This window comes from Pseudostreptobacillus hongkongensis, assembly GCF_001559795.1.
Taxonomy (GTDB): domain Bacteria; phylum Fusobacteriota; class Fusobacteriia; order Fusobacteriales; family Leptotrichiaceae; genus Pseudostreptobacillus; species Pseudostreptobacillus hongkongensis.
Map to the genome: position 1 here is coordinate 1 of NZ_LOHY01000103.1, position 10,719 is coordinate 10,719.

Genomic DNA, 10,719 nt, shown 5'->3' on the forward strand with positions numbered 1-10,719 from the left:
AAAAAATACTGAAAAACACTAGACTTTTACCTTTTTTTGTGATATACTAACTAAGTTGACTAGGAAAACTAGTTCTTAATTATAGGTCAACATTCTTTTTGTGTGCATTTATTTTAGATGTGCACACGAGGAAGAGTGTGTAAAGAAAAATATTAGAAAATGGAGGTTAGAAATGCCTATTAAGAAATTAAAACCGATTACTAGTGGGACACGTCATATGTCTATATTAGTAAACACAGAGTTAGACAAAGTTAGACCTGAAAAAACATTAGTTGAACCATTATCATCATCTTATGGTATAGACAACTATGGACATAGAACAGGAAGAAACAGACACAAAGGTCACAAGAGATTATACAGAGTAATTGATTGGAAAAGAAACAAATTAGGAATACCTGCAAAAGTTGCAAGTATAGAATATGATCCTAATAGAACAGCAAACATTGCTTTATTACATTATGTAGATGGAGAAAAAAGATATATCTTAGCTCCAAATGGTTTAAAGAAAGGTGATACAGTATTAGCTGGAGAGACAGCTGATATCAAACCAGGAAATGCTTTAAAATTAAAAGATTTACCAGTAGGGACTTTAATTCACAATGTAGAATTAATACCTGGTAAAGGTGGACAATTAGCAAGATCTGCTGGAACTGCAGCAAGACTTGTAGCTAAAGAAGGAACTTACTGCCACGTTGAATTACCTTCAGGAGAATTAAGATTAATTCACAAAGAATGTTTTGCAACAGTTGGAGTAGTAGGAAATTCTGAACACTCATTAGTTTCTTTAGGAAAAGCTGGAAGAAATAGACACTTAGGAAGAAAACCTCACGTAAGAGGATCAGTAATGAACCCTGTGGATCACCCACACGGAGGAGGGGAAGGAAGATCTCCTATAGGAAGAAAAGCACCAGTTACTCCTTGGGGTAAACCTGCTTTAGGTAAGAAAACTAGAGGTAAGAAAAATAGCGATAAGTTCATAGTAAGAAAGAGAAAAAAATAAGATAATAAAGTAAGGAGGAAAAATGGCTCGTTCATTAAAAAAAGGACCTTTTGCTGATCATTACTTATTTAAAAAAGTAGAAGCTCAAGGGACAAACAAAGCGGTTATTAAAACTTGGTCAAGAAGATCAACAATATTTCCACAATTTATAGGATATACATTTGCAGTATATAACGGTAAAAAACATATACCTGTATATGTAACAGAAGAAATGGTAGGACATAAATTAGGAGAATTTGCTCCAACAAGAACATACCATGGACATGGTAAAGATAAAAAGAAATAAAAACTAGATAAATATATAGTTTAATTGAAAGGAGAAAACGAATGCCAGCAGTAGCTAAATTACGTTATCAAAGATTAAGCCCTCAAAAAGCAAGATTAGTTGCAGATTTAGTAAGAGGTAAGAATGCATTAGAAGCATTAAACATTTTAAGATTTACAAATAAAAAAGCAGCTCCTTTAATAGAAAAAACTTTAAGATCAGCAATTGCAAATGCTGAACACAATTTAGGATTAAATTCAGAAACTTTATATGTTTCAAAAGTTTTAATCGATAAAGGACCAGTATTAAAGAGAATGAACCCAAGAGCAATGGGAAGAGCAGACATAATAAGAAAGCCACTTGCACATATAACTGTTGAAGTGGATGCTAAATAATTAGAAACAAGGAGGTAGTTCTGTGGGACAAAAAGTAGATCCTAGGGGTATGAGAATCGGAATCGTAAAAACATGGGATTCAAAATGGTTCGCTAAAAAAGGAAAAGAATATTTAAACAATTTTCACGAAGATTTAAAAATAAGAGAATATATTAAGAAAAACTACTACCAAGCAGGAATTTCTTCAATTGCTATTGAAAGAGTTTCAGACAGAGAGTTAACAGTGATAATTTCAACTGGTAAAGCTGCTGTATTAATAGGTAGAAAAGGTGCTGAAATAACAGCGTTAAAAGGACAATTAGAAAAAATGACAGGGAAAAAAGTTTTTGTTAAAGCTTTAGAAATTAAAAACCCTAATAAAGATGCACAATTAGTTGCAGAAAGTATTGCAACAGCAATAGAAAAACGTGTTGCTTATAAGAGAGCAGTACAACAAGCTATTCAAAGAGCAGAAAAAGCTGGAGTATTAGGAATTAAAGTAATGACTTCAGGAAGATTAAATGGAGCAGAAATAGCTAGAAGTGAATGGACATTATCAGGAAGAGTACCATTACACACTTTAAGAGCAGATGTTGATTATGCAACAGCAACAGCTCATACAACTTACGGAGCTTTAGGGATCAAAGTATGGATCTTTAATGGTGAAGTTTTACCTAGTAAGAAGGAAGGGGGAGACCAATAGTGTTAATACCTAAGAGAACTAAGTATAGAAAACAATTTAGAGGAAGCATGGGTGGAATTGCAACTAAAGGGAACTACGTAGCATTCGGTGATTTCGGATTAGCTGCTAAAGAATTTGGTTGGATTACATCAAGACAAATAGAAGCATGTAGGGTTACAATAAATAGAACATTTAAGAGAGAAGGAAAAATCTGGATCAGAATTTTCCCAGACAAACCTTATACTAAGAGACCTGAAGGAACAAGAATGGGTAAAGGTAAAGGTAATGCTGAAGGTTGGGTAGCAGTAGTTAAAAAAGGAAAAGTAATGTTTGAAGTTGGTGGAGTATCAGAAGAGAAAGCCAAAGAAGCATTAAGAAAAGCTGGACACAAACTACCTATCAAAGTTAAATTCATAAGAAGAGAAGAAGTAGGTGGTGATAAGTAATGACAGTTAAAGAAGTTAGAGATTTAGATTTAAATCAATTAGAATCACAAGTAAAAGAATTAAAACATGAATTGTTTAATTTAAAGCTACAAAAAACTCTTGGACAATTACAAAACACAGCTCAAATTAAAAAAGTAAGAAGAGATATAGCTAGAATGAAAACAATTTTAACAGAAAAAACTGGAAAGTAGGAGGATTCTCAAGTGGAAAGAAATGAAAGAAAAGTCAGAGAAGGAATCGTAGTTTCTGATAAAATGGATAAAACAGTAGTAGTTGTTGAAAATACAATGAAACTTCATAAATTATATAAGAAGAGAGTTAAAACTTCTAAGAGATATAAAGCACATGATGAGCAAAATGAGTGCCGTATCGGAGATAAAGTAAGAATAATGGAAACAAGACCTTTAAGTAAAGATAAAACTTGGAGAGTAGTTGAAATATTAGAAAGAGCAAAATAGTTTAATATATATGATTTATTAAATGGGAGGAGGAACTATTAAATGGTTCAACAACAAAGTATACTTAATGTTGCTGATAATACAGGAGCTAAAAAGATCATGGTTATCAGAGTATTAGGTGGATCAAAAAGAAAATTCGGAAGAATAGGTGACGTTGTTGTAGCATCTGTTAAAGAAGCTATACCTAATGGAAATGTAAAAAAAGGTGACGTTGTAAAAGCAGTTATAGTAAGAACTAAAAAAGAAACAAGAAGATTAGACGGTTCATATATAAAATTTGATGATAATGCAGGGGTTATCTTAAACCAAGCATTAGAAATGAAAGGGACAAGAATTTTTGGACCAGTTGCAAGAGAATTAAGAGCTAAGAACTTTATGAAAATAGTTTCATTAGCACCAGAAGTACTTTAGGAAGGAGGAATTTTTCGTGATTAAATCTAAAATAAAATCAGTTCCTAAAAAATTACACGTTAAAACTGGAGATACAGTAGTAGTAATTAGTGGAAGAAGTAGCAATGATAAAAGAAGTGATAAATCATCTCAAATGGGAGATAAAGGAAAAATAGGAAAAGTTTTAAAAGTCTTTCCTAAATTAGGGAAAATAGTTGTTGAAGGTGTTAATGTTAAGAAAAAACATTTAAAACCAACTCAAATGAACACACAAGGTGAGATTGTTGAAAGAGAAGTACCTATTTTCTCATCTAAAGTAATGTTATGGGATGAAAGTGTTAAATCTGCTACAAGAGTTAGATATGAAGTTAAAGACGGTAAAAAAGTAAGAATATCAGTTAAATCTGGTAAAGAAATATAAGATAGGGAAGGAGGATACCTAAATGTCTGAAAAATATATGCCTAGATTACAAAAAGCATACAAAGAAGTAATGGTATCAGCATTAATGAAAGAATTAGGACTTTCAAACATCATGGAAGTACCAAAATTAGATAAAATTATAGTAAATATGGGACTAGGAGATGCAGTTAGCAATCCTAAATTAATAGATGTAGCTGTTAAAGAATTGGCACAAATCACAGGACAAAAACCAGTTGCAAGAAAAGCTAGAAAATCTGAAGCTGGGTTTAAATTAAGAGAAGGTCAATTAATAGGAGCTAAAGTAACTTTAAGAAAAGAAAAAATGTATGAATTCTTAGATAGATTAGTAAGCGTTACTTTACCAAGAGTAAGAGACTTTGAAGGAGTTTCTAACAAAGGATTTGATGGAAGAGGTAACTATACTTTAGGGTTAAAAGAACAAATAATCTTCCCTGAAATAGAAATTGATAAAGTTGATAAAGTTTTAGGAATGGGAATTACATTCGTAACAACTGCTAAGAATGATGAAGAAGGAAGAGCATTATTAAAAGCATTTGGAATGCCTTTTGCTAAATAATAAGGAGGTGCAAAGAATTAATGGCTAAAAAAGCAATGGTTCAAAAGAACTTAAAAGTAGCAAAAACAATAGATAAATATGCTGAAAAAAGAGCAGAATTAAAAGAAAGAGCTAGAAAAGGTGATAGAGAAGCTATATTAGAATTATCTAAATTACCTAGAAACGCATCACCTACTAGATTAAGAAATAGATGCCAAGTTAATGGTAGACCAAGAGGATACATGAGAGAATTTGGAATATCTAGAGTAATGTTTAGACAATTAGCAGGTGAAGGATTAATACCTGGAGTTAAAAAATCAAGTTGGTAATTTTGAGAGGAGGACAAAAATGCATTTAACAGATCCTATTGCAGATATGTTAACAAGAATTAGAAATGCTAATATTGCAAAACATACAAGCGTTGCAATTCCATTTTCTAAAATAAAAGAAAGTATCGCAAATATATTAAAAAATGAAGGATATATATCAGAATACGAAATAAAAGAAGAAGGAACTAAAAAAGATATAGTAGTTACTTTAAAAACTGTTGATGGTGAAGCAGTTATTAAAGGATTAAAAAGAATTTCTAAACCTGGTAGAAGAGTGTATAGCTCAGTTGAAAACTTACCTAAAGTTTTAGGAGGTTTAGGAATTGCTATCGTTACTACACCTAAAGGTGTTTTAACTGATAAAGAATGCAGAAAGCAAAGTGTTGGTGGAGAAGTTCTTTGCTACGTTTGGTAGTAAGAGCTTTTAACACTTATGGAAATTTACGCACATAAGGAGGAAGAAAATGTCAAGAGTAGGTAAAAAACCTATAACTATACCAAGTGGTGTAGAAATTACAAACGTTGGTAATGTATATACAGTTAAAGGTCCAAAAGGAACTTTATTAAGAGAATTATCTCCTGAAATTAAAGTAAACATTGAAAACAATGAAATAACTTTTGAAAGACCAAATGATTTACCAAACATAAGAGCATTACACGGAACAACTAGAGCAAATGTTAACAACATGGTAGTTGGTGTAAGTTCAGGATTTAGTATTAAATTAGAATTAGTAGGGGTTGGATACAGAGTATCAGCAAATGGTAAAGGATTAACTTTAGCATTAGGATATTCACATCCAGTAGAAATTGCTCCAATAGAAGGAATTAATTTCGTAGTTGAAGGAAATACAAAAATAACAGTAGAAGGAATTGACAAACAATTAGTTGGTCAAGTTGCTTCAGATATAAGAGCTAAGAGAGCACCAGAACCTTATAAAGGTAAAGGGGTTAAATATGCTGATGAGAAGATAAGAAGAAAAGAAGGTAAGAAAGGATAGGAGGTAGTTTTTAAATGATTAAAAAAGTAGACAGAAATTTAGCTAGAGTAAGAAAACATAAAAGTATAAGATCTAAAATCAGTGGAACTGCTGAAAGACCAAGACTTACTGTATTTAGAAGCTTAAACAACATCTTCACTCAAATCATAGATGATACAACAGGAAAAACTTTAGTTTCTGCTTCAACTATTGAAAAAGGAAATAAAGTAGAAAATGGTTCTAACTTAGAAGCTGCAAAATTAATTGGTACAAGAATAGCTGAAAAAGCTAAAGCAGCAGGAATCACAAAAGTTGTATTCGATAGAAGTGGATACATCTACACAGGACGTGTAAAAGCATTAGCAGATGCTGCAAGAGAAGCAGGATTAGAATTCTAATAGGATAGGAGGATTTATTTTGGCAAGAGAAGTTAAAAATAACGAATACAAAGAAAAACTTTTAAGAATTAGTAGAGTTTCTAAAACTGTTAAAGGGGGAAGAAGAATTTCATTCTCAGTCCTTGCAGCAGTTGGAGACGAAAACGGAAAAGTTGGAATAGGATTAGGTAAAGCAAATGGAGTACCTGAAGCTATAAGAAAAGCTATTGCAGGTGCTAAGAAAAACATGATAAACGTTTCATTAAAAGGTGGAACTTTACCACATGAACAATTAGGTAAATTTAATGCAACAACAGTTTTATTAAAACCAGCATCAAAAGGGACTGGGGTTATAGCTGGGTCTGCAACAAGAGAAATCTTAGAATTAGTTGGTGTAACTGACGTATTAACTAAGATCAGAGGATCTAAAAATAAAGATAATGTTGCAAGAGCTACATTAGATGGATTAAAGAAATTAAGATCTATTGAACAAGTTGCTAAACTTAGAGGTAAAACTGTAGAAGAAATAATAGGATAGGCTAGGAGGAAAGATTAATGACTAAAGTAAATATAACACTTGTAAAAGGAATTAATGGAAGAAAACCTAACCATATCGCAACAATTAAATCTTTAGGTTTAAGAAAAATCGGTCAAACAGTTGAACACAACTTGACTGCAGATATAGAAGGTAAAATTAAATTAGTTTCTTATTTAGTTAAAGTAGAGGAGGTTTAAATCAATGAATCTTAATGAATTAAGACCTGCCGAAGGATCAAAAAGATCAAGAAGAAGAATCGGTAGAGGACACGGATCTGGTTGGGGAAAAACAGCTGGTAAAGGTCACAACGGACAAAAACAAAGATCAGGAACTTATGTATCAGCTGCATTTGAAGGTGGACAAATGCCTTTAATCAGAAGAGTGCCTAAGAGAGGATTCTCAAATTCTGAATTTAAAAAAGATATGTTAGTAATCAATTTAAAAGATATAGTTGATAAATTCAACGCTAATGAAGAAGTAACACTTGAAACTTTAATACAAGCAGGAGTTGTTAAGAATGCTAAATTCATTACAACATCTGAAGGAGAAAGAATTTACACTTCATTATTAAAAATAGTTGGAAATTATGAATTAGAAAAAGCTTTAAAAGTTAAAGCACACAAAGTTTCTAAAGGTGCAAAAGAAGCAGTAGAAAAATTTGGTGGATCAGTAGAATTAGTTGAAATCAAATCATTTGCTAATGTTGCAGGAAATGCTAAAGAGGTAGAAGGAGAGTAAGTTTAACTTACTTTTTTCCTATTTACTAAAAATTTATAGAGGTGATAAACTTGACTTTTAGAGAAGCAATAGTTGTAAGATTTAAAGCTCTATTTCAAGTTAGAGAACTTAGAAAAAGAGTATTATTTACATTAGGGTGCTTCTTAGTAGCGAGAGTTGGGGTTCATATTCCAGTTCCTGGGATAAATATGGAGTTATTTAATGGATTTGCACAAGGAAATGTCTTTGCACAGTTTCTTAACCTATTTTCAGGGGGTGCAGTTCAAAGAGCTTCAATATTCTCATTAGGAATCTCTCCTTACATTAACGCCTCTATCGTATTTCAAATTTTAGGAGTTCTATATCCTAGAATAGAAGAAATGCAAAGAGAGGGTGGAAAAGAAGCCGAAAAAATTACACAATGGACAAGATATTTAACTATAATTACTACTATATTCCAATCAGCAGGTATTGCAATATGGTTACAATCAAGTAATTATGTTTTAGATCCAGGTCCAAGATTTATAATTACTACTGTAGTATTAATAACAGGAGGTACAGCATTTCTAATGTGGCTTTCTGAAAGAATTTCTATTAAGGGATTAGGAAATGGAACATCTATGTTAATTTTCTTAAATATAGTTGCTAATTTACCACAAGTATTAACAGGAACTATATCTCAATTAAAGAATTCAGGAAGAGATTTAACACTTGCATATGCATCAATAATACTATTCCTTGTTATTATTATAGTAATGGTAGTAGTTCAATTAGGAGAAAGAAGAATACCTATAGTTTATGTTGGTAAATCTAGCCGTGGAGTTGGAGAAACAACACAATCTGTAGTAGGTAGAAAAACATATTTACCAGTTAAAATAAATACAGCAGGAGTTATGCCAATAATCTTTGCATCTATGATACTTGCAGTTCCTGCAGCTGTCATACCAGTTGTTAAAGATCCGGCTATGCGTAGCTATTTAAATAATATATTTGGTCAAAAAGGTTGGGCATATTTATTATTATCAGTTATTTTAATTATATTATTCTCATTCTTCTATACAGCTATAGTATTTGATCCAGATAAGATAGCAGATAATTTAAAACAAAGTGGAGGAAGTATTCCGTTAAAGAGAGCTGGAAAAGAAACTTCAGATTTCTTAGAATATGTAGCAACAAGAATAACATTTGGTACAGCAGTATTCTTAGCTATATTAGGTATTTTACCTAATATTTGGTTTGGATATGTGCTAAATATACCTGTAATGCTAGGTGGTACAAGTTTACTAATCTTAGTTGGGGTTGCTGTAGAATTAATACAAAATATTGATTCACATCTTTCAACACAAAAATATAAAGGATTTAATAATGTAAGAAGAAGAGGTAGATAAGCCTCTTCTTTTTATTAGTATATATTTAAGTAAAATAAAAAGCTCAAGAAAATTAATTCTGAGCTTTTTCTATTTCATACTTTTTCTTTATTTTCATATCTTTAATATATACTACTATGAAGTTTAATAATATAAATACAAATAGTATAAGTAATATATATTGTATCAATATTAGTAATATATATGCTAAATATTGTTTAATCTTATTATCATATCCCCTATCAAATATACCAAATCTTTATTTTGAATCATAATATAGAGTAACTATCTCCAACCCATAGAGAAATAGAAATGAAGTAAGCTGCAAATACAATTCGATAAACTTCTACATCATCAATATTGATAATTTTTAAATTTACTGAATCACTAACAGATTTACTTACTTTTGTATCAGCGACTGATAAACTCTTATTTAATTTAATAGAACCTTGATATATTTTATTTGTTCCATCTAGTATTTTTTTAGAATTTTCACTTAATTTTTTGAATCAAAATTTACCCCATCATTATACACTTTAATTTCATTATCTCCCTCAACAATAACACTTCCATAGATATATTGGTAAATTTTGATTATATTATATTGTCTTGTCTTCTAGCGTAATTCGATTCCCTATATTTGTCAAGATATATTCTCTATAATATTCATATTCTTTTTGTCTTAATTCTATTTCTTTGGGTAATCCTATATTTAAGTCATTGCATATCTTTTCAAAATTATCTAATACATTTACTATTCTTTCTTGTATTTCTAGTGTCGGTAAGAAAAAATTATATTTTAATATTCTTTCTTTATCTCCTCTTGGCATTTTACCAGATTTGATGTTATTTTTTACATAATTGAAAAAATTATCATCTGATAAAACAAAATATAAATATTTCATGTTTATTTTATCAGAATTTTTCTTTAATACTAAAACATCTCCATTAGTCCCACCTTCTTTATCTGCTAACCAAATTTTTTTTAAATATGGTCTTATATTTCCTATCAAAATATCACCTTCAGCGTATTTAGTCCACTTACCTTTATCTGGAACATTAGATGATGGAATAACACCTTTACAATTTTGCAACATATTTTCAATACTAATATAATTATATAAATTAAGTAATGAACTTTCTATTTTTTCATTAGAATACAAACAAACATCAAGTAATTCTACTTTCTTAACTTCAACACCTAATTTATCTATATTATTAAATTCAAGTAGATAATCTCTATAATAATTATATTCTTTTTTTCTTAGCGTTAGCTCTTTAGTTAGCTCTTTAGTGTGCTCTGTGAACTTATCTAACACCCTCACAATTTCTTCTTGTATATCTAATGGGGGGATTGGAATTTCAAAATTACTTATTATTGGTAATGTTATATATGGAATTGAAGCTTTAAGTGATTTATTTAAAATATAATCTTTAAAACTATTTTTTAAAAAATACATTAAATACTTCATATTCACATTTTTTATATTATTCATTAAAACATATGTTCTTTGATAAGCATTAAATTTCCCTATATAATAATTAATATGACCTAATTTACTTCCATTACCAGAAATTAATATTGCTTCTCCATCAAAAGCAAAATTATTAATTTTATAAGAAATCTCATCACAAGTAAAAAAAGGATATTTACCATTTTCAACTTTCATATTAGAATTCAATTTACCTGTTTGTATATTTACTACATCCCCCAACTTCTTCCACTCTACTTCTCTTCCATTTAATAACTTTTCTAAGTATTTAATCATAATTCCTCTTTTTCTATAGTTTCTACTATATCCTCTATTTCTTTTCTTAATAC

General features: G+C 30.2%; 19 protein-coding genes. 18 read left to right on the forward strand and 1 reads right to left on the reverse strand.

Going from position 1 to position 10,719, the window contains the following annotated elements:
- Positions 1-172: 172 nt before the first annotated feature.
- The 18 genes from rplB to secY are packed head-to-tail and all read left to right on the forward strand — an operon-like array spanning position 173 to position 8,918.
- Positions 173-1,000, forward strand: coding sequence for a 50S ribosomal protein L2 (gene rplB / locus AYC59_RS05460; protein WP_066896062.1), 828 nt, complete (start codon positions 173-175; stop codon positions 998-1,000).
- A 22-nt stretch (positions 1,001-1,022) separates the two neighbouring features.
- Complete coding sequence (rpsS, locus tag AYC59_RS05465; RefSeq protein ID WP_066896065.1) at positions 1,023-1,286, forward strand: 30S ribosomal protein S19; 264 nt, start codon at positions 1,023-1,025, stop codon at positions 1,284-1,286.
- Between the two features lie 41 nt (positions 1,287-1,327).
- Positions 1,328-1,660, forward strand: a complete 333-nt coding sequence (gene rplV, locus AYC59_RS05470) for a 50S ribosomal protein L22 (protein ID WP_066896068.1) — start codon at positions 1,328-1,330, stop codon at positions 1,658-1,660.
- A 22-nt stretch (positions 1,661-1,682) separates the two neighbouring features.
- Entirely contained in the window at positions 1,683-2,342 is a 660-nt protein-coding gene (rpsC, locus tag AYC59_RS05475; RefSeq protein ID WP_066896071.1) for a 30S ribosomal protein S3, read from the forward strand.
- Positions 2,342-2,767: a 50S ribosomal protein L16 gene (gene rplP / locus AYC59_RS05480; RefSeq protein ID WP_066896074.1), complete on the forward strand. Its 426-nt coding sequence runs from the start codon at positions 2,342-2,344 to the stop codon at positions 2,765-2,767. The genes rpsC and rplP overlap by 1 nt, the downstream gene beginning before the upstream one ends.
- The gene (rpmC, locus tag AYC59_RS05485; RefSeq protein WP_066896077.1) at positions 2,767-2,958 is read left to right on the forward strand and encodes a 50S ribosomal protein L29; all 192 of its coding nucleotides are present in this window, start codon (positions 2,767-2,769) and stop codon (positions 2,956-2,958) included. Before rplP ends, rpmC begins: the two co-directional genes overlap by 1 nt.
- Positions 2,959-2,970: 12 nt before the next feature.
- Complete coding sequence (rpsQ, locus tag AYC59_RS05490) at positions 2,971-3,225, forward strand: 30S ribosomal protein S17 (protein ID WP_066896080.1); 255 nt, start codon at positions 2,971-2,973, stop codon at positions 3,223-3,225.
- A 42-nt stretch (positions 3,226-3,267) separates the two neighbouring features.
- On the forward strand, positions 3,268-3,636 hold the full coding sequence (gene rplN / locus AYC59_RS05495; protein WP_066896083.1) for a 50S ribosomal protein L14: 369 nt from the start codon (positions 3,268-3,270) through the stop codon (positions 3,634-3,636).
- 16 nt (positions 3,637-3,652) lie between these two features.
- Positions 3,653-4,036, forward strand: coding sequence for a 50S ribosomal protein L24 (gene rplX, locus AYC59_RS05500; RefSeq protein ID WP_066896085.1), 384 nt, complete (start codon positions 3,653-3,655; stop codon positions 4,034-4,036).
- A gap of 22 nt (positions 4,037-4,058) precedes the next feature.
- Positions 4,059-4,613 carry a 50S ribosomal protein L5 gene (gene rplE, locus AYC59_RS05505; RefSeq protein WP_066896088.1) on the forward strand — a complete coding sequence of 185 codons (555 nt, stop codon included), beginning with the start codon at positions 4,059-4,061 and terminating at the stop codon, positions 4,611-4,613.
- 20 nt (positions 4,614-4,633) lie between these two features.
- Complete coding sequence (gene rpsN / locus AYC59_RS05510; protein WP_066896091.1) at positions 4,634-4,921, forward strand: 30S ribosomal protein S14; 288 nt, start codon at positions 4,634-4,636, stop codon at positions 4,919-4,921.
- A gap of 19 nt (positions 4,922-4,940) precedes the next feature.
- Positions 4,941-5,336, forward strand: coding sequence for a 30S ribosomal protein S8 (gene rpsH / locus AYC59_RS05515; RefSeq protein WP_066896094.1), 396 nt, complete (start codon positions 4,941-4,943; stop codon positions 5,334-5,336).
- Positions 5,337-5,385: 49 nt separating this feature from the next.
- Positions 5,386-5,919 carry a 50S ribosomal protein L6 gene (gene rplF, locus AYC59_RS05520; RefSeq protein ID WP_066896097.1) on the forward strand — a complete coding sequence of 178 codons (534 nt, stop codon included), beginning with the start codon at positions 5,386-5,388 and terminating at the stop codon, positions 5,917-5,919.
- Positions 5,920-5,933: 14 nt separating this feature from the next.
- Entirely contained in the window at positions 5,934-6,296 is a 363-nt protein-coding gene (rplR, locus tag AYC59_RS05525) for a 50S ribosomal protein L18 (protein ID WP_066896100.1), read from the forward strand.
- A gap of 16 nt (positions 6,297-6,312) precedes the next feature.
- Positions 6,313-6,813, forward strand: a complete 501-nt coding sequence (gene rpsE, locus AYC59_RS05530) for a 30S ribosomal protein S5 (protein WP_415635740.1) — start codon at positions 6,313-6,315, stop codon at positions 6,811-6,813.
- A 17-nt stretch (positions 6,814-6,830) separates the two neighbouring features.
- The gene (gene rpmD, locus AYC59_RS05535; protein ID WP_012859266.1) at positions 6,831-7,010 is read left to right on the forward strand and encodes a 50S ribosomal protein L30; all 180 of its coding nucleotides are present in this window, start codon (positions 6,831-6,833) and stop codon (positions 7,008-7,010) included.
- Positions 7,011-7,014: 4 nt separating this feature from the next.
- A complete protein-coding gene (rplO, locus tag AYC59_RS05540) occupies positions 7,015-7,551 on the forward strand; it encodes a 50S ribosomal protein L15 (protein WP_066896107.1) in 537 nt (178 codons plus the stop codon).
- Between the two features lie 41 nt (positions 7,552-7,592).
- Complete coding sequence (gene secY / locus AYC59_RS05545; RefSeq protein WP_390889596.1) at positions 7,593-8,918, forward strand: preprotein translocase subunit SecY; 1,326 nt, start codon at positions 7,593-7,595, stop codon at positions 8,916-8,918.
- A gap of 578 nt (positions 8,919-9,496) precedes the next feature.
- Here secY and AYC59_RS05550 read toward each other — a convergent pair.
- Positions 9,497-10,719 (reverse strand): restriction endonuclease subunit S (locus tag AYC59_RS05550; protein WP_211260016.1); only part of this gene is annotated, 1,223 nt, incomplete at its 5' end.

Excerpts from the sequence above, each read along its gene's own strand:
- rpsH (WP_066896094.1), top strand. The coding sequence starts at position 4,941 with ATGCATTTAACAGATCCTATTGCAGATATGTTAACAAGAATTAGAAAT.
- rpmC (WP_066896077.1), top strand. The coding sequence starts at position 2,767 with ATGACAGTTAAAGAAGTTAGAGATTTAGATTTAAATCAATTAGAATCA.
- rpsN (WP_066896091.1), top strand. The coding sequence starts at position 4,634 with ATGGCTAAAAAAGCAATGGTTCAAAAGAACTTAAAAGTAGCAAAAACA.
- rplE (WP_066896088.1), top strand. The coding sequence starts at position 4,059 with ATGTCTGAAAAATATATGCCTAGATTACAAAAAGCATACAAAGAAGTA.
- rpmD (WP_012859266.1), top strand. The coding sequence starts at position 6,831 with ATGACTAAAGTAAATATAACACTTGTAAAAGGAATTAATGGAAGAAAA.
- rplF (WP_066896097.1), top strand. The coding sequence starts at position 5,386 with ATGTCAAGAGTAGGTAAAAAACCTATAACTATACCAAGTGGTGTAGAA.
- rplV (WP_066896068.1), top strand. The coding sequence starts at position 1,328 with ATGCCAGCAGTAGCTAAATTACGTTATCAAAGATTAAGCCCTCAAAAA.
- rplO (WP_066896107.1), top strand. The coding sequence starts at position 7,015 with ATGAATCTTAATGAATTAAGACCTGCCGAAGGATCAAAAAGATCAAGA.
- rplN (WP_066896083.1), top strand. The coding sequence starts at position 3,268 with ATGGTTCAACAACAAAGTATACTTAATGTTGCTGATAATACAGGAGCT.
- rplR (WP_066896100.1), top strand. The coding sequence starts at position 5,934 with ATGATTAAAAAAGTAGACAGAAATTTAGCTAGAGTAAGAAAACATAAA.
- rpsS (WP_066896065.1), top strand. The coding sequence starts at position 1,023 with ATGGCTCGTTCATTAAAAAAAGGACCTTTTGCTGATCATTACTTATTT.
- rplB (WP_066896062.1), top strand. The coding sequence starts at position 173 with ATGCCTATTAAGAAATTAAAACCGATTACTAGTGGGACACGTCATATG.